The sequence below is a fragment of the Bradyrhizobium japonicum USDA 6 genome (genome assembly GCF_000284375.1).
Classification (GTDB): domain Bacteria; phylum Pseudomonadota; class Alphaproteobacteria; order Rhizobiales; family Xanthobacteraceae; genus Bradyrhizobium; species Bradyrhizobium japonicum.
The window spans coordinates 9,164,756-9,187,926 of record NC_017249.1; the positions used below are offsets into that span (position 1 = coordinate 9,164,756).

Sequence of the window (23,171 nt, forward strand, 5' to 3'; positions counted from 1 at the left end):
GCAGCACCCACATCCCTATGGACGCGCCGAAGCGCCCCGATAGGTGTGGGCAGCTAGGCCTTCGGTTTCGCCAGCCTCACACCAGGGCCGCCATCGATCGATTGACCATCTGCCAGGAAGATGGCGCCGGCAGATTCGAGGGCGGCGCGGATGGCGGCTATCGAATGACCCGGTGCCGTCGCGTCGGTCTCAACCCTCGTCACGGTGTTTCTGTGCACACCCGATTTCTCCGCAAGGTCTCGAACGGTCCAGTTCAACAAACCGCGCGCCGCCCTAATTTGTGCACTTGTCACCATGGTTAATTCCTGTATAGTGCATTTGTCACCATAGAGGTGATAGATGCACAATAAAGGAACCCGCCCAATGCTGCAAGCCGCCTCATTTCCGTCCGCTGAACGACCCACCACCCTTTCGCAGTTTCTCTACACCCATCGCCGATTGACCGACCTGGCCCGTGGGCCGCTTCCCAGCGAGATCGTTGAGGAGATGACCCACACCGCATGCGGAATTGCGGAGAGGATCCTTGAGGCGCCCGCCGCAGACTGGCGGGATCTGAGCAAGAAAGCCCTGCTGCTGCTCGACGAATTGCCCTACGAGCAGGAGTGGCTCGATCGTATGTGAATGCGGATCGAAATTTGACCCCTCAATCAGTCTATCTCGTGGGCTAACGTCTTGATTTTTCAAGTGCCGGAAAAGTGACCCCGGCGCCGATCGGCGTCGGACCCCCGCGCCGATTCACAGAAGCATGCGAAAACCATCGAGGCTCGCGGCGAAGACGTTGTCCAGCCGCATCAAGAAGCCGGATATACGTCAGTAGTTGTGGCCGTCGATCCTGATCAAGTCGGTCGTTGCAATCGGGCGGGGTCCATATGGGGTCCGGACGCCGATCGGCGTCCCAAGTGCTTGATGGGTCAATGTTCAGCGTCGATTCACAAAGATGTTGGCTGGAGATAGTCCTCGCCGCGAAAGCTGGCCGTACGCCTCACCGATGAGGAGCAGTATTTTGTCTCTGAATCTTCGGTCTATCGGCTGTTGACGGCGAAGCGCGCAGGCACATGCGCCATGCTGTCTTGGCGCGGCAATTGTCGTCATCAGGTTCTCGACAGCTTCCCCATTTAAGTTTAACAAACATACAGGGCTGATCCCCTTGGAAGAACATCCGCTGCCGATGCTCACGGTGCGTGCCTGCCGGCGCTGTAAAGGGCGGTTTGTTGCTGATTGCCCGGCATGTCAGATCGATAGCCCAGGTTCATATTTGAAGAGGACGGATGGATTTCCCCTTGACCAAGTCGGTGCATGAACAATCGGGCAGCACGGGTCCGCAAGAGAGCTCACCCGCGGCTCCGTCTGCAGCCGCGGCGACCTTTGAGCGGCAATTGAGAGAGATCAGCAGTTCAGGTGTGGGTGGTGGAGCAATGCCGGCCGCCGCTGCGCTGCAGCCGGCTCAATCAACGGAGGTTTTGATAGGGAGGCAGTGCAATCAGATCCTTTACTCCGAGGATGCTCGCCTTATCTCGGGGCTTGAGAAGGCCCTTACGAAGGGCGGGGCCGCCAAAGGCACCACCAATAACTATTTACGTGTTCTTCGCGGCTTTGGCCATTGGCTCTCCGCAAATAACAAAAAGGGCATCTCTGCTCGGCTCGACGACAAAAAATCGCTGTCTCAAGATGCGCGCGAGTTCAGCGGAGAGGGTGAGCCCTGGAAACTTCTTACAGCAATAGGTCATCTCCGAAATTCGCAGTCGACCGGCGAAGTCGTGCCGATCACACGCCACGTTGAGGTAAATCCTTATCAGCAGGACGCGGAACTCATCAAAGAGTACCAAAACGAAGTAGCGTCAGAGATGGGCAAGAGGGATGCAACCGCTCTTCGCAATTTCAGCGACTACCTGCGTGACAACAACAAGAAGGGTATTGTTGGTCGGCTTCGCGGCGAGTTGTTAAATGAAGATGTTAAGAGCTATAAGAAAGTCTCCGCTTTTCGTTCGAAAATCGGTGTCGCGCTGGATCGTCTCCGAAAATCGTCGGCCGGCGCTAAGGCGATGGATCTCGAGCGCAATATTGATCCCGAAGACGCGGCCCTGAAGGAGTCGAGGCAGGTCGGCGACGCCGCTGCGCAGCACAGTTCGTCGCAGAAAGCTGGCAGTTGGCCAGAGGAATTGCTTCCTGCGGAAGGCCATGATCAGAATTTGCTTTTGGGGCCGATGGACGAACCCGGCGCGTCGTCCTCGGCGCCGCAGCCGACTCAGTCAACTGGGATTTTGAGAGGGAGGAGGAGACGGCCTCTTTATCCCGAGGATGCTGCCCTTATTTCGGGGCTTGAGAAGGCCCTCATCAAGGGCGGGGCCGCCGAAGGCACCGCCAAGGACCATGTACGTACTCTTCTCAGCTTTGGCCAGAGGCTCTACGCAAATAACAAAGATCCCATTGCTGCTCGGCTCGACGACGAAAAGTCACTGACCGCTGATGCGCGCGAGTTGTTCGAAAAGCGTCCCGCGACACTCCATAGGGCAATAGACCATCTCAGGACCTCGCGGTCGACGGGCGGAATCGTGCCGATCGCAGGCCGCACTGAGTTGCATCCTTATCCCCAGGACGCGGCACTCATCAAAGAGTACAAAAACGAAGTAGCGACAGATGCCGGCAAGAGGGATGCAACTGCTCTTCGCAATTTCAGCGACTACCTGCGTGACAACAACAGGCCGGGCATTGCTGCTGGGCTCGGCACGTCGTTTGATGGAGATGTCGAGAGCTATAGGAAGGTCGCCGGTGCTGATTCCAGGATTGGTGCCGCACTGGCTCGTCTCCGAAAATCGCAGGCCGGCGCTGAGGCGATGGAGCACGAGCGCCATATTGATCCCGAAGAGGCGGCCCTGAGGGAGTCGAGGCGGGTCGGCGACGCCGCTGCGCAGCACATTGCGTCGCAGAAGGGTGGCAGTTGGCCAGAGGAATTGCTTCCTGCGGAAGGCCATGATCAGGATTTGCTTTTGGGGCTGATGGATGAACCCGGCCCGTCGTCCTCGGCGCCGCAGTCGGCTCAGTCAACTTGGATTGTGATAGGGAAGAGGAAGCAGCCTCTTTATTCCGTGGATGCTCCCCTTATTTCGGGGCTTGAGAGGGCCCTCATCAAGGGCGGGTTCAGCAAATCCGCTGCCGAGCAGCACGGAGGTTCCCTTCGTAGCTTTAGCCGTTGGCTTTTCGCAAAAGAAAAACCGAGCATTCGTGATCGGCTCGACAATAAGTCGCTGACCGATGGCGGTGAGGTGCTCGAGTTCACCGGAGAGGGTAATCCAAAGAGACTCGTTCAGGCAATCGACTATCTCCGGACCTTGCGGTCGACGGGCGAAGTGCCGATCTCACGACGCGCTAAGCTGAATCCTCACCCCCAGAACGTGGCCTTTATCAATCCCGAAGACACGGTACTGATGGAGCCGAGGCGCGTCGACGCCGCCGCTGCGCAGCACAGCGCGTCGCAGGAAACTGGCCGTCGGCCAGAGGAGCTTCCCGCGGAAGGCCGCGATCAGGATTTGCTTTTGGGGCTGATGGACGAACCCCGCTCGTCGTCATCTCTCGAGCCAGCCGCGCGCCATGACCAGGCACCGGATCCCGGAGAGCCCGACCGCCAGCAGTCCCCGGACGAGCCGATGGCTGCGCTTGCCAGGAGCAACCGCCTGCCAAGCGAGGAGGTCCTCATCAACGATGAGCATGACACAGCTGAGTTGAGGCCAGCGAAGAGGCAGAGGACCCTAAACAATCCGCAAGGCGTTGCCGGCGAGCGGCAGCTGAGCGAGATCGCCAATTCAGGCGGCCAGCCGACACCGGCGCCTACCCATCAACAGGGTACGTCGTCATGGGAGACGCAGCCGATGCTGCTGCGGAGCGGCTACGAAGATGTCACGGCGCCGCATGCGGTCGCGATGTACGTCGGGGGCGCCGCTGCGCAGCACAGCGCGCGGCAGCGAGCTGTCAGTCGGCCATTGGTCCTCCCGGAAGGTTACGATCAGGATCTGCGCTTAATGGTGGAAGACGGCCCATCGTGGCCCGAGGTTCCTCCTGAGCAGGCGCAGGACATAGTCCAAGCTGGGCAGGAACCTGCCCGGCCGACCGTGGAAGCAGCGCCAACGCACTCTGCCAGGGCTCGCTCAAATACCTACGGCGGTATTGAGGTGTCGTTTAATCCGAATTCGCCCGCATCATTTGAGTTGCGTGACAATGCTTGGAGCCCGGCGCCTGGCTTTCCGCCGCCGTTTGCCGGGCCGGTACCGGGGCATCACCAGGGCGCTCAACAGCTCGGCTCGCCGCAGGGGCTTTCTCCGGTGTCCGCCCACTCGGACGATGACGCTTTGGCGTGGTTGAGCGAGGAGCTTGCGCGGCAGATGCAAGAACCGGCATCACCATCAACTGCCAGGGCTCAGGATCTCTATCGTGGATTTGAGGCACTCCTTGATCCGGATGTGGCCGAGTTGGATGACAGTGCTCACTTTGCGCCAGCGCCTTCTGCCAGGGCTTGCTCAGACACCTACGGCGGTCTTGAGGTATCGTTTAATCCGAATTCGCCCACATCATTTGAGTTGCGCGACAATGCTTGGAGCCGGGCGCCTGGCTTTCCGCCGCCGTTTGCCGGGCCGGTACCGGGGCATCACCAGGGCGCTCGACAGCTCGGCTCGCCGCAGGGGCTTTCTCCGGTGTCCGCCCACTCGGACGATGACGCTTTGGCGTGGTTGAGCGAGGAGCTTGCGCGGCAGATGCAAGAACCGGCATCACCATCAACTGCCAGGGCTCAGGATCTCTATCGTGGGTTTGGGGCACTGCTTGATCCGGATGCGGCCGAGTTGGATGACAGTGCTCACTTTGCGCCAGCGCCTTCTGCCAGGGCTCGTTCAGACACCTACGACGGTCTTCCATTGGTTGATCTGACCGCGCCCGCACCGTCCCCATTGCGCGACGATATCGTGCGGCGGTTTCCGATCACCTCCTCCGATGCTCAGATCGGGGCGTTGAATCCGATAGCCTTGTCCCATAACCGCGGGCTGGTGCTCGAGGACACGGAATGGCTGGGCGACGAGCATATCCTCAGGGATTACCAGCTTCAGGAGCTGGATTTGCAGAGGAGCGATTCGGATCTCGCCGCCCGGACGCGGTTCGTAGATCCCCTCGAAGCGCTGCGGCTGCGCCTGGGCGCGGAGAGCGACGTGCTACGCGTATTCCATCGCATCGTCCATGATCGGCGTGATAACGATACAGCCGACTTCCTGTTGCTGCCAGTGAACGATGCCAGTGCTACGGACCGCGGCAGGCATTGGTCGCTGCTGTTCGTTGATCGCAGCAACCGGCAACGGCCTGTCGCCTATCACTACGATTCCTACGGGAGATACAACGAGACGCATGCAAGACAACTCGCAGAAAGGCTGAACCTCGCCCTGCAGCCCGCCGGCATGGCCCAGCAGCAGAACACTTGTGATTGCGGCGTCTTTGTCGTGGACGGCACGCGGGAGCTGGTTAGGCAATTGGCGCAAGGACGGGAGCCAGACCAGCTGAACCTCAGCAACGTCGTTGCCAATCGGCAGGCACTGCAAGCGCGACTCAGGGGTTGATGTCGCCGTGGGCGGACCCTCGCGGCGCTTCTCTTTGAGCTTGAATGACGGCTGGAAGAAGTTCACCAGCAGGCGCGCCGCGGCGTAGAGACGTGCCATCACGCGGGCCGTCTCGCCCCCGTCGAAGCGCCCGTATCCGACGAGCCGCCGGACCACCGACAGCGCGATGCGGTTGTCGGCAAGGGCGAGCGCGCGACGCTGCGCTTCGGAAAGACCGGTCAGCTGACCGGCGCCTCGAGGAGACCGAGCTTTCGCGCGGCCAGGTATCGGCCTTCGCCCGCGATGATCGTGCCATCGCTGTCGACGAGCAGCGGGTACCGTCAAGTTAACGAATTGGAGCGGCCGAGGGGTAGACGACCGGCATGCCGACCGCCCGGGACCCTCTTTATCGCCGCCATCGCTTCCCATCGGAAGTGATCAGCTATGCCGTTTGGTTGTATTTCCGGTTTCCCAGCGGCTCATGAAGAAGCTCTTGAAATCCGCCGGCACGCCGCCGCGCGTGATGATCACGGACAAGCGTTCGCACGGCGCTGCGAGGGCGAAGATGGGCTTTTTCGTCGAACATCGCCAGCACAGAGCTCTCAACAATCGGGCTGAGAATTCTCATCAGCCGACGCGGCAACGCGGCGGATCATGAAGCGTTTCAAATCGTCCCGTCAGGCTCAACGGTTTCTGTCACTTCACGTTCCAGGCATCGTAAGTGGATCCGTAATCCCCGGGAAATTGACGAAACCTCAGACTCTCTCCTCAGCAGAGGTGTATCCGCGCCTGCGCTTGGCGCGCTCCAGCCGTCCGAATGCTTCGCCCGCTTCAGCGCTGGCATCGAAAGTCTGCACCATCGTCTGGCCGGTCGTGCCGATCCGGCCCCAGTCGCGGATCAGCGAGACCCCGCCGAACAAGGTCGGTTGGATCGAAAGCAAGTAAAACCGCCGCATGTTGCGGGTGGTGTCGATGCGGCGAAGGTGAAGCGGCCCTAGCTTAAGGTTCGGCATGCATGGATTCTCGCTTCCTGTGGAAGCGAGGTCCAATGCTTTCTATGAATCGATCAGGGCCAAACGATTCATTCTCTCGCTACATCAATTGCACCAGGCGGGTGTCTTCGGACTGTGGCGATGATGTGGAGGCTCCACGGCCCGATTTGAACCCCACCGTCTCGCGGCAAAACCGAGACCGCAGTCTGAACTGATCGAGAAGCTCACTGAATCGCGCCGGAGCTAGGGTCTGTACCTAAATAGCGCCACGTGATTCTCTTGCCTACGTGTTGATTCGGGGGCGAGAGAATGCGCGCTGGTTTGTTTTGGCTGAACGACAGGCAATGGGCGCGTATCGAACCGCATCTGCCGAGGGGACTGACGGGGCCGGATCGGGACGACGACCGACGCATCGTCAGCGGCATCATTCACATGCTGCAATCGGGTGCACGATGGCGTGATTGTCCACGTGAATACGGCCCTTACACGACGATCTACAATCGCTTCAATCGCTGGGCCAAGCGAGGACGATGGTGCGCAATCTTCGAAGCGCTGGCCAAGCCTGGCGAAGACGGCGTCGTACTGTCGCTCGACTCGACCTCGATTAAAGCTCACCGGTGTGCCTCCGGCGGAAAAGGGGGAGCACAATCAAGCAATCGGCCGCTCGCGCGGAGGCCGCACGACAAAAATCCATGCGCTGAGCGATCCGCTCTGCCGGCCGGTCGTCCTGCATCTGACTCCAGGCCAAGATGCCGATATCGCTGCGGCTCCCGATGTCCTGGCGCTCGCGCCACCCATGAGCGTGCTCCTCGCCGACAAAGGGTATGATGGCGACAAGCTTCGCGGCGCAATCATTCGTCGTGGCGCCAAGCCCGTAATCCCCAATAAATCTAACCGTGTCGTCATCCATCGCTTCAACAAACGCGCCTACAAAGGACGAAATGTCATCGAACGCTGCTTTTGCAGGCTCAAGGACTTCCGGCGCATCGCCACGCGATATGACAAGCTCGCCCGTAATTTTTTGGCCGCTGTTCATCTCGCCGCTCTCGTCGCATATTGGCTCAATTGAGTCTGGACCCTAGGTCCAAGCATTGTCGATCCAGCAGCCTCAGCAAGGTTTGAAAGCTGACTAGGTGACATCGGTGCAGCCGTTGAGCGATCGACGGAGCAATTGCGGACGAACGGGAAATCGAAGTCCGGACACGGGTGAATTATGGAATGACACCCGGGCACTTCTTTGCCGGTGCTGCTGCAGAGAATCAAGCGCGCGATGTGGTCGGACATCGCCGACCTGCGTCTGGCAGCCCGACCAACCTTATGGGGTGTTGAAGAAGCGCGCGGCCTCTTAAAGGCCGCATTCTCTGTGGTAGGGCAGTATCTGAAAGCGCGTATGGCCGCGCAACCTGAGGCGAGAGGAGGATTCCGATGTTCGAGGCTAAAGACTATCGCGTGTGCTGCCATCACTTTGTCACCCCGACCGACCGCGCCGTCTACCCGGCGCAAGAGCCCTTACTAACCTACTCTGAGGCCCTCCGGCAGGTGCAGACCGAGCAGGCCAAGGGCTACATGGTGGCCTGGGTCATCGATCGCACCGGAGCAGGCGCCACCAATGAGATTGGTGGTTCGAACGCATCGGTTCGACGTTGATCGTAAGCGCAGCTCTGGCCCTTGGATTGGCGCTTGACGTCTGTTTTGATTACGGTGTGAGCCGGCACGGCTTCCACTTTTCCGACAACGTTGACGCTGGCCTCAAGCGCCTGCCTGTCGTCGAACCACTTTTTAGAGCTTGATCACATGATCGCAGCCGCGCCGAAGATCGAAGAGGCTGCAATGCCGTTTCCACGCCGAGTCACAAGCAGAAGAAACTCAACCAGGACTCGCGCTGGTCAGCGTCATCAGAAACTGTGCACGCTCGACAGGACGATCGAGCCAGTGCGTCGAGGTCTATTCCTGCATAGGAGGACGCGGCGAGGCGGCGGGAAAGTTGGAAGGTTGGGATCCAGCAAGGTCCCGATTCGCGCGCTGTACCTCGGCGGTCCCAAACACGAGGACGCAGAGAGGTCTGTTTTGGGCGCGGGATTTTGGCTGGGACACGAGCCCGTCAGAGCGTTGCCGCCGCCGCTCTGAAATGGTCGGGAAACCTTCCGATCGTGCGAGACTCTTATCTAACCTCACTTGTGATCCGCTCCCCTCGAGACTTTTGGAAGATATCCCAACTGCCGTTCCAGAGCAGCTAAGGTTCGACGGGCCGAATCCAATCTCGCAGTCGCCTCGACCAGGTCGGCCCATGTTTTATCCGACCGTGCAACCGCCGTGGAGCCGGTCTCAAACAGGTTGTTGTTGAGATGCGGGGCCGCTTCGCCTCGCAGGGCACGCTCCAAATCGAGCAGGGTGCTCGTCAGCGCTCGATGCGCGCACGCGTCCTCTCGTTCCAGGTTTTCCGCCACGTCGAGCGCCGCACGATAGTGTCGTATCGCTGCAACGACTCTGCTCTCGAGGTCGGGCTCATCGCTCATCTGCTTTTCTCTCCACGAATCTTTGAGCAATTTGTGTCGGTCTGAACGAGCAAAAATTGTAAGCGGAGCTTTTCTCCCATTTGATTGACTGGTTTCGCTTCGGCTTTCGCTCTGCGATCCTTGGCTTGTCAGAGAGCCGAGAGGAGACTGAAGGCGATGGAACAATCGGGGGAGGAGCCGAAGCTGATGGCTTTGTGGGGAAGCTTACGCGCCGGACGCGTTCTGGATGCCGGTTATGGTCTGCGGAGATCAAGGGGCGCGCTGTTTTCGAGAGCATGAAGCCCGACGCCCGGGTATGTGATGTCGCACGGCGTTATGGTGTGAAGGCCCAGCAGTTGACGACGTGGCGCAGATTGGCGCGTGCTGGCCGGCTCGCATTGGTCACGGACGACGCGGCGGATTTCGTGTCGATCGAGCTGAGCGATCCAGTGGCGTCAGGCAAGAGCGAGGGGCCCGTCGAGATTACGATTGGCAAGGTTTCGGTCCGCCTGGATGCGGACGTGTCGGCGGTGCGGATCGCGGAGATCGTGACTGCGATCGAGCGCGGCGCATGATCATTCCGGCGCAGGGACTGCGGATTGTGCTTGCTGTGCGTCCTGTTGACTTCCGGTGCGGGCACGACGCGCTGGCCGGTCTTGTGCAAAACACGCTTGGGCTCGATCCGCATTCGGGCCTGATCGTGGTTTTTCGTTCGAAGCGCGCCGACCGGCTGAAGATTTTGCTATGGGACGGCACGGGCCTCGTTTTGGTCTACAAGCGCCTTGGCCGCGATGGTCGTTTCGAGTGGCCGCAGATCAGCGACGGCGTCATGCATCTGACGCGCGTGCAGTTCGAAGCGCTGTTTGAAGGGCTGAACTGGAAGCGAGTGGGCGAACGGATTGTCGCGACGCCAGCTGCGGCGAACTGACTCAGACCCGACAACCTGTTTCGCGCGGGGCTTTGGGATGATAGCTTGCGGATGTGCCGCCGTCCCCCATTGATCCCGCCCGTCTTGCAGCGCTGCCCGCCGATTTGCGCGCGCTCTTCCGCGCGCAGGAAGCGATGATTGAAGCCGAGCGTCGTCGCGCAGACGATGAATGCTCGGCGCGCCTTCATGTCGAGAGTGAACTGGCTGCGTCCAAAGAGAGCGTCGAACGCCTCGAACTGCTCGTGAAGGAGTACGAGAGAGCTGGCCCCCGGTTGTTTGGACAGCGCCCCGCTGGATTTAAGTGGATTCCTGCCGGGTTATGCTGAACGCGGGGCTTTACGATTTTGTCGTTGCGTCGGGAGGGCGTAGCCCGACCAGAGCGACGACAAAATCGTCGGCGACGGTCATGCGGCCATCACCATAGCTTGCGTGCCGAAGTAAGCCTCGTCGGGCGTGCGCCCGTCAAGGCTCGAGTGAGGGCGTCCCTGATTGTAGAAGGCCAGATACTTGGCAATTGACGCTCGCGCCTCGGACACGCTGTCGTAGGCGCGGAGATAAACTTCTTCGTATTTGACCGTGCGCCAGAGCCGCTCGACAAACACGTTGTCGCGCCAGGCGCCCTTGCCGTCCATGCTGATGGCGATCTTCGCGTCCAGCAGCACATCGGTGAACTCGAGGCTGGTGAACTGGCTGCCCTGATCCGTGTTGAAAATCTCGGGCCTGCCGTGCTTCGCCAACGCCTCCTGGACCGCTTGGACGCAGAAGGCCGCCTCCATTGTGATCGAGACGCGATGGGCCAGGACCCGTCGGCTGAACACATCGACGACCGCCGCGAGATAGACGAAGCCACGCCGCATCGGAATGTAGGTGATGTCCATTGCCCACGCATGGTCGGGCCGCTCGATCTTCAATCCGCGCAACAGGTACGGGTAGATCTTGTGACCCGGAGCCGGCTTGCTCGTGTTCGGGCGACGATAGACCGCCTCGATCCCCATGCGCTTCATCAGCGTCGCGATGTGGCGGCGACCGGCGTATACCCCCTCCCGCCGCAGCAACGATCGCAGCATACGCGCTCCCGCGAAGGGATAATCGAGATGCAGCTCATCGAGCCGACGCATCAAGGCAAGGTCCTCGGCCGAAACTGGCCGAGGTTCATAGTAGACCGTGCTGCGAGCCAGCTTCAGGACCTTCGCCTGGCGCACGATAGAAAGATCATGACCGCGGTCGATCATCGCTTTGCGCTCAGCAGGCCCGCCTTGGTGAGCGCGCCGGACAAAAAATCGTTTTCCAACGCCAGCTCGCCGATCTTGGCATGTAACGCCTTCAAATCGACCGGCGTCTCGGCCGATGTCTTGTCATGCCCAAACACGCCGGCGGCGCCTTCCAGGAGCTGGTTTTTCCAGATCGTGATCTGGTTCGGATGAACATCAAACAGTTGCGCCAGCTCCGCCAGTGTCTTGTCTCCTTTGACCGCAGCCAAAGCAACCTTCGCCTTGAATGCCGGAGAATGCGTCCGGCGGCTCTTCTTCGTCATCTTCGCTCCTGATTCGCAGCAAGAATCCTCGCCGCTGTCAGGCAGAAAATCCACTCAAGCTACTGTCCGAATTTGCGGGGCCAGCTCTCTCGACGATGGTTGCGTTGAGTTGGACACCAATCCCGTCGAAAATCAAATCAGGCCGCTGACTCTGACGCGTAAAAATAGTTTATTTGCTGGTCACGACGAAGGTGGTCGTTCATGGGCGCGCATAGCTTCGCTCATCGCCACCTGCAAAATCAACAGCGTGGAGCCCTACGTCTGGATGAAAGCGACGCTCAAAGCGATCGCAACCGGTCACCCGCAGTCCCGGATCGACGAGCTGGTCGTTCGGCCGCACCTCGTAATTCTCCGTCGTTGCCGCCTCCATACCCCCCGCCAACGATTTGCAAACACGTTGATCAACAGACTGCAATCCCCACGCCAAACCTTTGCGAATGGGACGCGAACGTCGCTTACGGTTCTTCAGCGTCTGATGCCAGCGCTCGATCTTTCCCTGGGTCTGAGGATGGTACGGAGCGCCGCGCACGTGCTGCATGCCCTTCTGGTCGAGCCACTCGGCCAGATCATCCGCCACGTAACTCGAACCATTGTCGCTGAGAAGCCTTGGCCGGTGCGCGACGGCGCCGTCGTCTTGTCCTTGATCTCGTTCGCGGCCTTGATCACCACATAGACCGGGCTGGTGATGAGGTCATGCGCCTTCAGCAGCCGATAGACCGACGCCTCGGATACAAAGTACTTTCGTTCGTCGGTGAACCGCACGGCCAGCTCGCGTGGCGACAGCTCAGGTAACTCCAGCGCCAGGTCGATGATCTAGCCCCGCACATCGTCCGGGATGCGGTTCCAGACCCGGTCTGGTCGAGACCGATGATCGGCCAGAGCGGCGATGCCGCCCTCGCGGTAACGATCATGCTAGCGATAGAATGTGGCGCGCGGGATCCCGAGCTTGTCCAGCGTGCGCTTGGCCGGAGGTGCGATTGCTCGACCAAATGGATGAATCTCGGCCTTCTCTGAGGCGGGATACCTCATGCCTCGTCCTCCCCATCTCCGTTCATACTTTTTTTGAGCAGACGGTTCTCCAGCGTCAGATCGGCGACGGCCTCCTTCAAGGCGCCGGCCTCCCGGCGGAGGTCCTTCACCTCGCCGGAGGTCGCAGCTCGTGCCGTGTCGCCGGCCAGGCGGCGCTTGCCGGCCTCGAGAAACTCCTTGGACCAGCCGTAATAGATCGAGGCGGCAATGCCTTCTCGGCGACAAAGCTCGGAGATGTTCTCCTCGCCGCGCAATCCTTCTAGTACCCGGAATCAGAGCTGAGTGATACGGCGGCCTTTGAAACGGCGTTGACGGACCTTTTTCTTGGTCCAGACGAAGGGCTCGGCTCTGTCGTTGTATGCGTTGACGTAGGCATCGATGTGTTCCTGAAGCTGCTTGAGGCTCGTGAAGGAGGTGCCGCTGAGCGACTGCCCCTGCAAGGGAAAACCATACTTCGACCTGATTGAGCCATGACGCACTTGTCGGCGTGAAATGAAATTGCACGTTGGGGTGGGCCTTGAGCCAGTCCTCGTTCTTTTTATGGGTGTTGAGGTTGTCGAGGATGACGTGAAGCTTGCGGTTCGGAAAAGCCGCGGTGACGCTGTTCATGAAATCGAGAAACTCGACGCGGCGCCGGCGTTTTGAATGGGTCGCGATGATCTTTCCGGTGGCGACTTCGAGCGCCGCAAACAATGTTGTGGTGCCATGCCGCTTGTAATCGTGGCTTTGGCCGGTCAAGGCGCGGCCATTGGGCAACTTCAGATAACCCTGCGCTCGCTCCAAAGCCTGGATCGAGGGCTTCTCGTCCACGCACAGCACAATGGCCTTCGCCGGCGGCGCGACATAGAGGCCGACAACATCGGCGGCTTTGGCCGTAAAGTTCGGGTCGTTGCTCTCGCACCAGGACTTGCGAGCCACCAGGTCAATCTTGTGGCTGCGCAGGAACCGCCAGACATATTGGACATCGACATCGCCCAGCGCCTCGGCCAGCAGGGGGCCGGTCCAGCGCGCAAACCCTTGCGGTGGCGGCTTATCCAGCAGCTTCAGAATCCGCTTGTCGGTCGTCTTCGTATAGATCGGCTGCTTGCCAGGCCGCGGCTTGTCTTGCAGCCCTTCAAGGCCATGGTCGGCATAGCGATGCCGCCAAAGGCTGACAATCCGCGGCTGGACCCCAACTTCCTTGGCGATCGACCGGGTGCTGCGCCCATCCGCCGCCAACAGAACTATCCGCGCCCGCTTCAAATCGCGCTGCAACGTCACCGGTGAGCGACAGCACGCCTCAAGCACCTTGCGATCTTTCCTCGAAAGGTGGACTTCTCTTGCTTCGGGTATCATCCCGACCTTGAATCACGACTCACGTTCCAAGAAAAGTGGGTACTAGTATTCACTCGCGTCCGGCTGGTGACACAATGTCGGCAACCCGACTCTGCGTCTCGTGCTGCGCAGAAGAGACGCATCATCCTATTGTCATTGAAGCTTAACTACACAGAGTCTCTGGTGGCACATCAATTGCTAGTCCAGACTTTGCCCGGGGATCAGTTCCGGTCCACGCGCTGGGGAGAATCAGCTATGACGAACAAGATGCTAGGCCGATCTGCGCAAGCTCGCGTCGCCACCGGAAGACGTCCGGTGGTCGAGATACCGTCCTCATCACAAGATCAACAAGGAGTTGTTCATGCTGACAACCCCGGAGGCGCGGGTTTGCGCACCTCATCACGGCCTATCGCGCACGGCCTGCGGCCGCACACCGCGGTCATGAATTTCATCGAGGGCGCGCGCGCCATTACCGAGAGTGAGCTGCAAGCCAACAACATCACGCAGTATCACGCCACAAATTTTTATCGCGATCAGATCACCAACAGTGGCTACTACGACCAGCTTAAATACATTGTAGAGCCCACAATTGCTGAGTTCAAGAGTCCCGGAAGTCTTGACACCAGCGGCGAGCATGACAATACCGTCGTGCCCGGGCTTCAGCACAAATACGCGCAGACCGGTCTGCTGCTGGTAACGGACCGTTGCGCGTCCTATTGCCGTTACTGCTTTCGCAAACGCATCGTCGGCAAGGACTCCGATGAGATCGCGCCCGATTTCGCCCGGGTCGCGCAGTATATCGCCGGCCATCCTGAGATGACGAACGTGCTGCTATCTGGAGGCGACCCGTTCGTGCTCAGCACCGCTAAGCTCGGCAAGATTCTTGATCATCTGCTACCGATCCCGCACTTGGAGTCAATTCGATTCGGCACAAAAATAGTCGCCTTCGCACCCAGGCGGTTTGAGGATCCCGCACTCCCGGCGTTGTTCCGGCGGATCAGTGAAGCGGGAAAGACCGCAGTGATCGTCGCGCATTTCGACCACATCGGCGAGATCTCGGTCGATGCGGAGCGCAACATTCGCGCGCTACGCGCACAGGGCGTGCAGTTTCTGAATCAGTCCGTGCTTCTGGCGAAAGTCAACGACGATCCCGAAATCTTGGCGGCGACCTTTGCAAAGTGTCACCAAATGGGCGTCCGCCCTTATTATCTTTTTCAAGGCAGGCCGGTGAAAGGCGCATCGCACTTTCAGGTCTCGCTGCGGCGCGGTATAGAGATCGCGCGCGGCATCAACCGACGTCTCAGCGGTATCCAGAAGACGTTCAAATACATCATGTCCCATTACACGGGGAAGATCGAGGTTCTCGACCTTGGTGCCGATGGCCGCGTGTATATGCGATATCATCAAAACAAGATTCCCGAAGAACTCGGAAAGGTCTTTTCCCGGCGGCACGTCGAGGGCGCCTGCTGGTTGGACGATTTGCCCGAAGGCTGAGATCGAAATGCGCGCGATGCTGATGCCCAACTTGGAGCGCGTGGAGCTCGACGGCCCTGCCGCTTCCGTAGGGCAGCGCCACGAGGCTGTGGTGACGGCTTTCCCGAACGCTACCGAAGCCGGGGTGGAAATCCTGCGCGCCGGCGGAAACGCGATCGACGCCGCTGTGGCCGCCGCCTGGGCGCTTTGCGTGTGCGAACCCAGTGCATCGGGTCTGGGCGGGCAGACCGTGTTGCTCGTCCGTTTTGCGGATGATCGAATTCGGATCATCGACGGACATTCCCGTGCGCCCGCAGCCGCTTCGCTCGACACGATCAAAGCGGGCCAGCAGCGGCGCGGGTATCGCTCCTGCACGATTCCATCGACTCCCGCGACGCTGGACTGGGCGCACAGGAAATACGGCGTGCTCAGCCGCGAAACTGTGATGGCGCCAGCGATCCGCATTGCGGAAGAAGGCTATCCGATCACGCCATTGCAGCACCGACAAGCCCGATGGGTGGCCGATGATCTGCGAGCATCGCCGGCCGGTGAGCTGTTTCTCCAAGACGGTCTGCCACCGGAAATCGGCCACATGTTTCGACAACCGGAGCTCGCGGGCACGCTTCGCCGGTTGGCCGATTTCGGCACCGAGGACTTCTATCACGGCGGAATTGCCCGGCAGATCGCAGCCGATATGCGAGCGGCCGGCGGTCTCATCACCGAAGAAGATCTAGCAAGCTGCGGTCCGCCCGCACAGGTGGAGCCGGTTTCGACGTCCTATCGCGGCCATCGGATTCTCAGCATCCCGCCGCCTAGCGGCGGACTGCAACTCTTGTTTGCACTTAACATCATCGCGCAGATATCAGCGACAAACTCGGAGTCATCCGACGATAGCTGGCACGAAGCGATCGCGCTCGCGTCATCCGCCGTCTTTCGCGAGCGGGAGCTCCGCCCGTTGCTGCCCGATGATCTCATTCCGCAATCGCGTCAAGGGCGGTTGAGCGAAGATTACGCGCGGCAAGTCGCAGATAGCATCCTGGCGCCGCAAAGTACCAAAGAGCTCGCGACCGACAGTGCCGAAGAACCGGGCGATACGACCCATCTTTCGGTCTGCGATCGAGATGGCATCATTGTAGTGCTGACACAGTCTATCCAATCGGTGTTCGGCGCCAAGGTGGCACACCGGGATCTGGGTTTCCTCTACAACAATTATCTGTGCACGTGTCCCCGCCTTTCTCACCCCTATGAGCTCGGACCAGGTTGTCGACCGCGCTCGAACATGGCCCCAACGCTGGTGTTACAGGGCGCCACCGGCCGCCCGCTCCTGGCACTGGGCGCCGCCGGCAGTCGACGGATCATTTCGGCAATTCTCCATGTCCTAAGTGGAGTCATCGACTTGGGCTTGGATATCACGGACGCTGTGGCGGCGCCTCGCGTACATGGACTGGTCGGTCGCAAAGTCTGGATCGAGCGGCCGGCAGCCAGCAATGCCCTGTTGGCAAGATTGCGCGCCCGTAACCGCATCCCAATCGTCAAATCACGACTCAATTTTGCGATGGGTTCGGTCAACGCGCTCCAACTCATGACTGACGGAAGCGCGAAAGGCGCTGCCGATCCCCGGCGTGATGGCCTGGTGGAGGTGCTCTCTTGAGTGAAACGTGCAGAAATAAGAATGCCTCGGCGGACGCCGCGCCAAAGACCGATTGGTTGCTCGTGGGCCTCTTTGTCCTGCCGCTCGGCGTAGCGCTCGCCAAACTGCCGATGCTATCGACTTCGTCCATCAGTGCGAGTTTTGTTTCGCTCACAGAGTTACCGGCCCAGTTCCACAAGTCAGCCGAGAGCGTGGTGTTCGTCTCCTTGGGAGCTGTCTTCGTCGTACTCTTTCGCCTCACTCTTGGCGTCAGGGTGCTGGGGCTTCTTCGGCCGATCTTGTTGGCGATGGCTTTCGATACCGTCAGCATCCCGATCAGCCTTGCCTTCCTGCTGTTCGTACTCCTCGTCGTTGTCGCCTTGCGGCCGCTGCTCAAGACAGACCACAGTTACGCGCGAGTGGCTGTGCTGTTGAGCTTGGCGGCAGCGCTGCTGTTTGCGCCTTTGACCGCGGGGGAATGGTGGCATATCGCCTGGCTTCGTGAGATTGCGTTCTTTCCGGTTATCGCCTTGTGTTTGACCTGCGAAAGCTTCGCAAAAGTGCTCGACCAAAATGGAGTCCGTGAAGCGATCTGGCGCGCCTTCACGACGGTGTTGGCCGCCCTCATCATCGTGGCTCTATCGAGTTTGCCAGGCACGTTGGAACTCTTCCTGCGATTCCCGGAACTGCTGTTGGTGCAGGCCGGGTGCATTTTGCTAATCAACAAGTATCTCGATTTCCGCTTGTTGGAAGGAGTGAACCCGCTCGTCGCCTGGCCTTGGGGCGCGGGCACTCCAGGCGAGCCGTCCCTCTCGATCTGCCAAATCCAGGCGAATGAACGTGAAAGCCGGCAACATACAGGGAGCAGCTCATGCGGGTAGCCGTCGTGTGGAACGATGATCATAGGGGCGTGATCAACCACTTCGGTCAACCTTGCCCGGAGAAATACGGCCGCAAGACGGTCGAAAGCGTGGTGGCGGCACTGCAAGAGGGTAACCACGACACGCTGCTGTGCGAAGGTGATAAAGGACTGCTCGCGACGCTTGAGCGGTTCATGCCACCCGATTCGCAAGCCCGCCCTTCAGGGATCGTTTTCAACATGGCGTACGGAATTCAGGGCGAGTGCCGCTACACGCACGTTCCGGCCATGCTCGAGATGGCTGGCGTTCCGTACACCGGCTCCAGCCCGCTCGGGCACGCACTGGCGCTCGACAAGGCCATTACCAAACAGCTCATCCGCGATTGCGGCGTGCCGACGCCGAACTTTCGTGTGATGCGTAGGGGCACCGAGAGTACCGGCGATCTGTGCTTCCCGTTGGTAGTAAAGCCGCGTCATGAATCCACGAGCTTCGGATTGCAGCTCGTATATGAGCCCGCCCAGTTGAGACAGGCCGTAGAAGTGATCGTCACGCAATATGCGCAGGATGCACTCGTAGAAGAATACATCGAAGGGCGGGAGATCTGCGTTGCCCTGCTGGGAAACGGAGAGCTTGAGGCGTTGCCTCTGGTGGAGCAGGACTTCGGCGAGCGCGAGACGCGTCTTATCACTTGGGAAGACAAGATGCACATGGCGGTCGTGGAGCCCCAGAAGATTTGCCCGGCGCAGGTCGGGAGCAATCTCGCGACAATACTGCGGGATATTTCGGTTGCGACCTTCCGCGCCTGCCGCTGCCGGGATTACGCCCGCGTCGACATCCGGATCGACCGCTCCGGGCACCCCTTTGTCCTGGAGATCAACTCGATGGCCGCACTCGGTATCGGCGCGTCTTATGTCCTGGCCGCGAAAGCCGCCGGGTACACCTTCTCGAGTTTGGTCAACGGTATCCTCGACGTCGCCCACGCGCGGTATTTCGGAACTGGCATTTCCCAGGCCGAACAACCGTCAAATCGCGAGCGGATTTATTATGCCGCTGGGTAGTGTGTTGAGAGCTGTCACTTTTTGTCGATCGTATGGTTCGGCGGAGCAACAATAGCGATGTTTGCACAGGCAAATGGAGGGCGGTTTTCCTGCCGGACTCGAAACTGATGATGCAGACGATCGCTGAAGCTGTGCGCTCGGGTTGTTGGTGCCGGCACTTCCGGAGGGATGGGCGGAAACGGCTTGCGTGCGCGAAAGGACCTGGCGGGAAATGCGGCGACATATGCAGACCGCGATAACGACCGGTACCGACTGCCTCGTTATCTTAGCTTTACAGTTGGTGCGCCGGGAGACTGGCAAGGTGCATGGCTCGGATGTTTCAGGAGTCGTCATCTTTCGCAAGACGCTGCGACGAGATCAGCTCCTCAAATTCTTCGCTAGCCGCCCGTGAAGAATTCGGAAGCGATTGATACGTCGCGATGATTTAACCTGAGCAAGTATTCGATTTTGCAAGAAAGCCGGGGGAGGGTCGGTTTCTTGCGTTTTGGGATACCGGATTTTGGTGGATCGTGATTCCTTTGACGGCAAGATTCGCTGTTGGAGAACGGGCCGTGAGTCAGCCGCGCGACGATCGCCAGGACGACCTATTTCGGGCTTCTCTGGATGCGATCATCAACCTTCGTCATCCGCTGGTGCGGCTTGCGGCGGAGATTGATTGGGATTTTCTGGCGAAGCGCTTCAGCTCGGTGTGTCGCACCGGGCCGGGCCAGCCGCCGCTGCCAACGAGGCTCGTGGCCGGGCTGTTCATCCTCAAACATATGCACAATCTGTCTGACGAAGCGCTGTGCGGGCGGTGCTTGGAATGGATGCCGTCGGCCCAGATGTAGATGTAGCGCTTCGCCGACAGATCGCGCTTCTGCCACGCGGCGTGCTCGTCAATCCGACGTCCTGCAGCCGGCCGATCGCGGATGCCGACAACCCGCCAGCATCGTTGCCGAGCAGCGCCGGCAGCGCCTCGGAGAAGTCGCCGGTCGAGATCCCTTTCAGGTAAAGGATCGGCAGCAGTGTCTCGATCGACTTGGAGTGGCGCATGTTGGCCGCAGCATCGACGGAGAGAACCGGCGCCCAGGTAGCGGCCGCCTCGCGAGCGCGTACACGCGGCCGGCGGACGGCGACCGGACCGATGCCGGCCATCACCTCGCGCTCCGGCAGGTGACCGTGGCGCGCGATGCGCTGGTGGCCGTCCGCGGTCTTCAAATCGGCATGCTGGCCGAGAAAGTCTGCGACTTTGGCCTCGACCGCCTTGGCGAGAAGGCACGTGCCCCGTTGCGCAAGACTTCTGTGAGTTGATCGTCAACGATTCCTGGCTGAATCGGCTGGATGACGTTATCGTTGGACACGGCATATCGCTCCTTCGGTGGAGAAGTGGAGGCGTCAAGCCCCCCACGGGGTGCCGCCTTTGCGATTCCGCCGTCACCAACTTTCAGCGATAGCTCTCTTGCGCTTCCCGCGCACCGGCCGGTTCAATTCCAGAGGTGGCGCTACCTCACACCGATCTCATCCACCGCGTCCGTCAGCGTCCTCAGAAACGATTGGTGCCAATCATTTTCATCAGACAGCAGCCAAGCCGGTAGGCTGGCTACGTAGCGGCTCAGGGCGATTACGCCCGCAAGCGTAGTAGGCTTGGAGTGGATGAGCACGTCTGCATACTCCTCGAGAGCCAACCCTCTTTCCTCGCTGATCGCGTCGGCGGCATCAAACTCGGGACCTGCGACAAGTTTCGAGGATACCGATGCCGCGGCGGCGTGCTGCGCGGAAAGCTCGCGGTGACGCTCAATCACATCAAAAATCGTATCTAATTCAGTCGCCATGGCGCATTTGCCCCAGGCCACATCAGATCGGCACCAACCAATCTTGGTAGGTGCTTCCAGTCGTTCTCAGCGATACTGTCTGGTAGCGCCCTTGGAATTGAGCCTCTCGGGGAGGTGGTCGGTCTCGCTAATCCAAGGGCGAAGGCTGGCCACCGAAGTTTGCAGCGCGTGGTGGGGACAGCGCTTCCGGAGCCGTGAGCGCCGAGTCACCGCCGCCAACTTCACTGGCAGCGTGGGCGCGGCAGGAACAGCGGCGGGTTTTCACTCTCCACGGCGTCGAGTCATGTCCGCGTGCCTCCAAGTCCGCGTGTGCGCCGCAGAGTGGAGCAACCATGATGCCCACATTTATTGCCTCGTACGATCTAAAAGAGGCTAGGCCAGACCCGCACGAACACTTTCTTACAAATGCGATCGAGTACGGCTGGTTTCCCTGGATTCTGGACCATGACGACACTCTATTTACTCTTCCGAACACCACCTTGGAGGGTTCGTTTGTCGACCAAACGCAAGCGGTCGCAGCACTCAACGCAGCAAGGATAGAGACGGAAAAAGAGCTTGGGATCACGGTCATGATGGAAAAATGGATCGTTTCCCTCGGATGCGTTTTCGTTCTGCGAGGATCGCCTCGGCCCTGCCGAAGTAGGCATCGGCTGCTGTGAGGTTGTCGATGCTCTCATGATAACGGACGTGATTGTAGTGTTCGACGAAGGCCCGTACCTGACGTTCGAGATCACCGGGCAGGTAGTAGTTGTCGAGCAGGATGCGGTTCTTCAGCGTCTGATGCCAGCGCTCGATCTTTCCGCTCGATCTTTCCCTGGGTCATGGTACGGAGCGCCGCGCACATGCTGCATGCCCTTCTGGTCGAGCCACTTGGCCAGATCGTCCGCCACGTAACTCGAACCATTGTCGCTGAGAAGCCTTGGCCGGTGCGCGACGGCGATGTGGTCAAGGCCGGATACAGCGAGTGCCTGGTCGAGGGTGGCTGTGACGTCGGAAGCGCACATGGTGGGACCAAGCCTCCAGGCCACGATGTAGCGCGAGAAGTCGTCAAGCACGGTCGAGAGATAGTACCACCCCCATCCGGTGATCTTGAGGTAGGTGAAGTCGGTCTGCCAGAGCTGACTGACGGCCGTCGTCTTGTCCTTGAACTCGTTCGCGGCCTTGATCACCACATAGGCCGGGCTGGTGATGAGGTCATGCGCCAGAGCTGGCCCCGGTTGTTTGGACAGCGCCCCGCTGGATTTAAGTGGATTCCTGCCGGGTTATGCTGAACGCGAGGCTTTACGGTTTTGTCGTTGCGTCGGGAGGGCGTAGCCCGACCAGAGCGACGACAAAACCGTCGGCGACGGTCATGCGGCCATCACCATAGCTTGCGTGCCGAAGTAAGCCTCGTCGGGCGTGCGCCCGTCAAGGCTCGAGTGAGGGCGTCCCTGATTGTAGAAGGCCAGATACTTGGCAATTGACGCTAGCGCCTCGGACACGCTGTCGTAGGCGCGGAGATAAACTTCTTCGTATTTGACCGTGCGCCAGAGCCGCTCGACAAACACGTTGTCGCGCCAGGCGCCCTTGCCGTCCATGCTGATGGCGATCTTCGCGTCCAGCTGCGGATTTCACGGATCGTGAGCATCGATTTCGCGCGATCGTGAGCACTGAATTCAGACGATCGTGAGCAGCCCGCTACGGCCGATGGGAGATAGAGTCAGTGTTCTGGTTGGCCGTCAAGGGTGATGGTTTTGGCGCTGCGTTTTCGCATGCTTTCTCCGGTGAGCTGGAGGCGGTGGGCGTTGTGGACGAGGCGATCGAGAATGGCGTCGGCGACCGTGGGGTCCCCAATGGCTCCATGCCAGGTGTCCACGGGGAGCTGACTTGTGACGATGGTGGATGCGCGGCCATGTCGGTCCTCGAGGATTTCGAGCAGATCGCGGCGTTCCGCGGCGGTGAGCACCGATAGTCCCCAATCATCCAAAATCAGAAGCTGAGCGCGGCCGAGGCTTTTGAGGAGCCGGGCGTAACGTCCGTCTCCGCGCGCGAGCGCGAGCGCCTCGAACAGCCTTGGAACGCGATGATAGAGGACTGATCGGTTGTCGCGGCAGGCCTTGTGGCCGAGCGCGCAGGCTAACCAACTTTTGCCCAGGCCGGTTGCCCCGGTGACGAGCAAATTCTCGTGGCGATCGATCCAGCGACCTTCGACGAGTTTGGCGAAAACGGCGCGGTCGATGCCCCGCGGGGTGCGCAGATCGACGTCCTCGACGCAAGCAGTCTGGCGCAGTGCGGCGATCTTGAGGCGCGTGGTGAGCCGCCTGGTGTCGCGTTCGGCGGCTTCGCGGTCGACCAACAGGCCGATGCGATCTTCGAACGGCAGGGCTTCGAGATCGGGCGATCGGCGCTGCTCCTCGAAGGCCTTGGCCATTCCGGTCAGGCCAAGCTCGATCAGCCGTTCGTGGGTTGGGTGGTTAAGCATGCCGGGTCTCTCC

General features: G+C 60.1%; 17 protein-coding genes and 8 pseudogenes. 14 read left to right on the forward strand and 11 right to left on the reverse strand.

Annotated features, from left to right (window positions below):
• Nucleotides 1–53: 53 nt before the first annotated feature.
• The gene (locus BJ6T_RS42175) at nt 54–296 is read right to left on the reverse strand and encodes a helix-turn-helix domain-containing protein (protein ID WP_011090956.1); all 243 of its coding nucleotides are present in this window, start codon (nt 294–296) and stop codon (nt 54–56) included.
• 67 nt (nt 297–363) lie between these two features.
• Between BJ6T_RS42175 and BJ6T_RS42180 the strand changes: the two genes are divergently transcribed.
• The 3 genes and pseudogenes from BJ6T_RS42180 to BJ6T_RS42190 form a co-directional block, all read left to right on the forward strand.
• The gene (locus BJ6T_RS42180) at nt 364–621 is read left to right on the forward strand and encodes a hypothetical protein (protein WP_014498629.1); all 258 of its coding nucleotides are present in this window, start codon (nt 364–366) and stop codon (nt 619–621) included.
• A gap of 647 nt (nt 622–1,268) precedes the next feature.
• The gene (locus BJ6T_RS42185) at nt 1,269–5,594 is read left to right on the forward strand and encodes a Ulp1 family isopeptidase (protein WP_011090955.1); all 4,326 of its coding nucleotides are present in this window, start codon (nt 1,269–1,271) and stop codon (nt 5,592–5,594) included.
• A 362-nt stretch (nt 5,595–5,956) separates the two neighbouring features.
• Nucleotides 5,957–6,278: pseudogene (locus BJ6T_RS42190) on the forward strand (DDE-type integrase/transposase/recombinase); the annotation flags it as partial.
• Between the two features lie 50 nt (nt 6,279–6,328).
• On the opposite strand, the gene BJ6T_RS42195 reads toward BJ6T_RS42190, so the two are convergent.
• Nucleotides 6,329–6,586 (reverse strand): WGR domain-containing protein, encoded by a 258-nt coding sequence (locus BJ6T_RS42195; protein WP_011084508.1) that lies wholly within the window; start codon nt 6,584–6,586, stop codon nt 6,329–6,331.
• Nucleotides 6,587–6,874: 288 nt separating this feature from the next.
• Between BJ6T_RS42195 and BJ6T_RS44995 the strand changes: the two genes are divergently transcribed.
• Nucleotides 6,875–7,634, forward strand: a protein-coding gene (locus tag BJ6T_RS44995; protein ID WP_110115808.1) for an IS5 family transposase whose coding sequence is annotated in 2 segments (ribosomal slippage) — nt 6,875–7,215 and nt 7,214–7,634 — 762 coding nt in all. Because the reading frame shifts where the segments join, the coding sequence is not laid out codon by codon here.
• A 356-nt stretch (nt 7,635–7,990) separates the two neighbouring features.
• A complete protein-coding gene (locus tag BJ6T_RS42205; RefSeq protein WP_014497999.1) occupies nt 7,991–8,212 on the forward strand; it encodes a hypothetical protein in 222 nt (73 codons plus the stop codon).
• A gap of 524 nt (nt 8,213–8,736) precedes the next feature.
• Here the strand turns inward: BJ6T_RS42205 and BJ6T_RS42210 are convergent.
• Nucleotides 8,737–9,081: a hypothetical protein gene (locus BJ6T_RS42210; RefSeq protein WP_011084509.1), complete on the reverse strand. Its 345-nt coding sequence runs from the start codon at nt 9,079–9,081 to the stop codon at nt 8,737–8,739.
• 194 nt (nt 9,082–9,275) lie between these two features.
• On the opposite strand from BJ6T_RS42210, the gene BJ6T_RS42215 reads away from it, so the two are divergent.
• Together BJ6T_RS42215 and tnpB are read left to right on the forward strand one after the other, a co-directional pair.
• Nucleotides 9,276–9,635, forward strand: a complete 360-nt coding sequence (locus BJ6T_RS42215) for a transposase (protein WP_276326033.1) — start codon at nt 9,276–9,278, stop codon at nt 9,633–9,635.
• Complete coding sequence (gene tnpB / locus BJ6T_RS42220; protein WP_011090953.1) at nt 9,632–9,988, forward strand: IS66 family insertion sequence element accessory protein TnpB; 357 nt, start codon at nt 9,632–9,634, stop codon at nt 9,986–9,988. The genes BJ6T_RS42215 and tnpB overlap by 4 nt, the downstream gene beginning before the upstream one ends.
• Before the next feature lie 404 nt (nt 9,989–10,392).
• Here tnpB and BJ6T_RS42230 read toward each other — a convergent pair.
• A protein-coding gene (locus BJ6T_RS42230; RefSeq protein WP_085967575.1) for an IS3-like element ISRj2 family transposase occupies nt 10,393–11,522 on the reverse strand; the annotation gives its coding sequence in 2 pieces (ribosomal slippage) (nt 10,393–11,270 and nt 11,270–11,522; 1,131 coding nt in all).
• Nucleotides 11,523–11,610: 88 nt separating this feature from the next.
• Here BJ6T_RS42230 and BJ6T_RS45000 point away from each other — a divergent pair.
• Nucleotides 11,611–11,850: pseudogene (locus BJ6T_RS45000) on the forward strand (transposase domain-containing protein); the annotation flags it as partial.
• A gap of 129 nt (nt 11,851–11,979) precedes the next feature.
• On the opposite strand, the pseudogene BJ6T_RS46805 reads toward BJ6T_RS45000, so the two are convergent.
• Nucleotides 11,980–12,817 (reverse strand): annotated as a pseudogene (locus BJ6T_RS46805) (helix-turn-helix domain-containing protein); the annotation flags it as partial.
• Between the two features lie 6 nt (nt 12,818–12,823).
• A pseudogene (locus tag BJ6T_RS45010) lies at nt 12,824–13,886 on the reverse strand (IS630-like element ISRj1 family transposase).
• Between the two features lie 420 nt (nt 13,887–14,306).
• Here BJ6T_RS45010 and BJ6T_RS46810 point away from each other — a divergent pair.
• The 5 genes and pseudogenes from BJ6T_RS46810 to BJ6T_RS42285 all read left to right on the forward strand — a co-directional run.
• Complete coding sequence (locus tag BJ6T_RS46810) at nt 14,307–15,359, forward strand: KamA family radical SAM protein (RefSeq protein ID WP_016848546.1); 1,053 nt, start codon at nt 14,307–14,309, stop codon at nt 15,357–15,359.
• 7 nt (nt 15,360–15,366) lie between these two features.
• The gene (locus BJ6T_RS42265; RefSeq protein ID WP_014498635.1) at nt 15,367–16,989 is read left to right on the forward strand and encodes a gamma-glutamyltransferase family protein; all 1,623 of its coding nucleotides are present in this window, start codon (nt 15,367–15,369) and stop codon (nt 16,987–16,989) included.
• Nucleotides 16,986–17,849, forward strand: coding sequence for a 7TM domain-containing protein (locus BJ6T_RS42270; RefSeq protein ID WP_014498636.1), 864 nt, complete (start codon nt 16,986–16,988; stop codon nt 17,847–17,849). Before BJ6T_RS42265 ends, BJ6T_RS42270 begins: the two co-directional genes overlap by 4 nt.
• Nucleotides 17,840–18,886, forward strand: coding sequence for a D-alanine--D-alanine ligase family protein (locus BJ6T_RS42275; protein ID WP_011090946.1), 1,047 nt, complete (start codon nt 17,840–17,842; stop codon nt 18,884–18,886). Before BJ6T_RS42270 ends, BJ6T_RS42275 begins: the two co-directional genes overlap by 10 nt.
• A gap of 551 nt (nt 18,887–19,437) precedes the next feature.
• A pseudogene (locus BJ6T_RS42285) lies at nt 19,438–19,689 on the forward strand (transposase); the annotation flags it as partial.
• Here BJ6T_RS42285 and BJ6T_RS45015 read toward each other — a convergent pair.
• Nucleotides 19,677–20,226: pseudogene (locus tag BJ6T_RS45015) on the reverse strand (transposase); the annotation flags it as partial. The pseudogenes BJ6T_RS42285 and BJ6T_RS45015 sit on opposite strands and share 13 nt — an antisense overlap.
• A gap of 141 nt (nt 20,227–20,367) precedes the next feature.
• Nucleotides 20,368–20,697: a hypothetical protein gene (locus BJ6T_RS42295; RefSeq protein ID WP_014498640.1), complete on the reverse strand. Its 330-nt coding sequence runs from the start codon at nt 20,695–20,697 to the stop codon at nt 20,368–20,370.
• A gap of 332 nt (nt 20,698–21,029) precedes the next feature.
• On the opposite strand from BJ6T_RS42295, the gene BJ6T_RS46815 reads away from it, so the two are divergent.
• The gene (locus tag BJ6T_RS46815) at nt 21,030–21,356 is read left to right on the forward strand and encodes a hypothetical protein (RefSeq protein ID WP_162130962.1); all 327 of its coding nucleotides are present in this window, start codon (nt 21,030–21,032) and stop codon (nt 21,354–21,356) included.
• On the opposite strand, the pseudogene BJ6T_RS42300 reads toward BJ6T_RS46815, so the two are convergent.
• From BJ6T_RS42300 to istB, 3 genes and pseudogenes are all read right to left on the reverse strand, one after another.
• Nucleotides 21,265–21,899: pseudogene (locus BJ6T_RS42300) on the reverse strand (transposase); the annotation flags it as partial. The gene BJ6T_RS46815 and the pseudogene BJ6T_RS42300 overlap by 92 nt on opposite strands.
• Nucleotides 21,900–22,046: 147 nt before the next feature.
• Nucleotides 22,047–22,292, reverse strand: a pseudogene (locus tag BJ6T_RS42305) (integrase core domain-containing protein); the annotation flags it as partial.
• A 104-nt stretch (nt 22,293–22,396) separates the two neighbouring features.
• On the reverse strand, nt 22,397–23,158 hold the full coding sequence (istB, locus tag BJ6T_RS42310; RefSeq protein ID WP_011090937.1) for an IS21-like element ISFK1 family helper ATPase IstB: 762 nt from the start codon (nt 23,156–23,158) through the stop codon (nt 22,397–22,399).
• Nucleotides 23,159–23,171 lie beyond the last annotated feature (13 nt).

What these genes read in the sequence shown, in the direction of transcription:
- BJ6T_RS42275 (WP_011090946.1), top strand. Translation starts at nt 17,840, where the DNA reads ATGCGGGTAGCCGTCGTGTGGAACGATGATCATAGGGGCGTGATCAAC.
- BJ6T_RS42185 (WP_011090955.1), top strand. Translation starts at nt 1,269, where the DNA reads ATGGATTTCCCCTTGACCAAGTCGGTGCATGAACAATCGGGCAGCACG.
- istB (WP_011090937.1), bottom strand. Translation starts at nt 23,158, where the DNA reads ATGCTTAACCACCCAACCCACGAACGGCTGATCGAGCTTGGCCTGACC.
- BJ6T_RS42210 (WP_011084509.1), bottom strand. Translation starts at nt 9,081, where the DNA reads ATGAGCGATGAGCCCGACCTCGAGAGCAGAGTCGTTGCAGCGATACGA.
- BJ6T_RS42205 (WP_014497999.1), top strand. Translation starts at nt 7,991, where the DNA reads ATGTTCGAGGCTAAAGACTATCGCGTGTGCTGCCATCACTTTGTCACC.
- BJ6T_RS42265 (WP_014498635.1), top strand. Translation starts at nt 15,367, where the DNA reads ATGCGCGCGATGCTGATGCCCAACTTGGAGCGCGTGGAGCTCGACGGC.
- BJ6T_RS42175 (WP_011090956.1), bottom strand. Translation starts at nt 296, where the DNA reads ATGGTGACAAGTGCACAAATTAGGGCGGCGCGCGGTTTGTTGAACTGG.
- BJ6T_RS46815 (WP_162130962.1), top strand. Translation starts at nt 21,030, where the DNA reads ATGATGCCCACATTTATTGCCTCGTACGATCTAAAAGAGGCTAGGCCA.
- BJ6T_RS42195 (WP_011084508.1), bottom strand. Translation starts at nt 6,586, where the DNA reads ATGCCGAACCTTAAGCTAGGGCCGCTTCACCTTCGCCGCATCGACACC.
- BJ6T_RS42180 (WP_014498629.1), top strand. Translation starts at nt 364, where the DNA reads ATGCTGCAAGCCGCCTCATTTCCGTCCGCTGAACGACCCACCACCCTT.
- BJ6T_RS42295 (WP_014498640.1), bottom strand. Translation starts at nt 20,697, where the DNA reads ATGGCGACTGAATTAGATACGATTTTTGATGTGATTGAGCGTCACCGC.
- tnpB (WP_011090953.1), top strand. Translation starts at nt 9,632, where the DNA reads ATGATCATTCCGGCGCAGGGACTGCGGATTGTGCTTGCTGTGCGTCCT.
- BJ6T_RS46810 (WP_016848546.1), top strand. Translation starts at nt 14,307, where the DNA reads ATGAATTTCATCGAGGGCGCGCGCGCCATTACCGAGAGTGAGCTGCAA.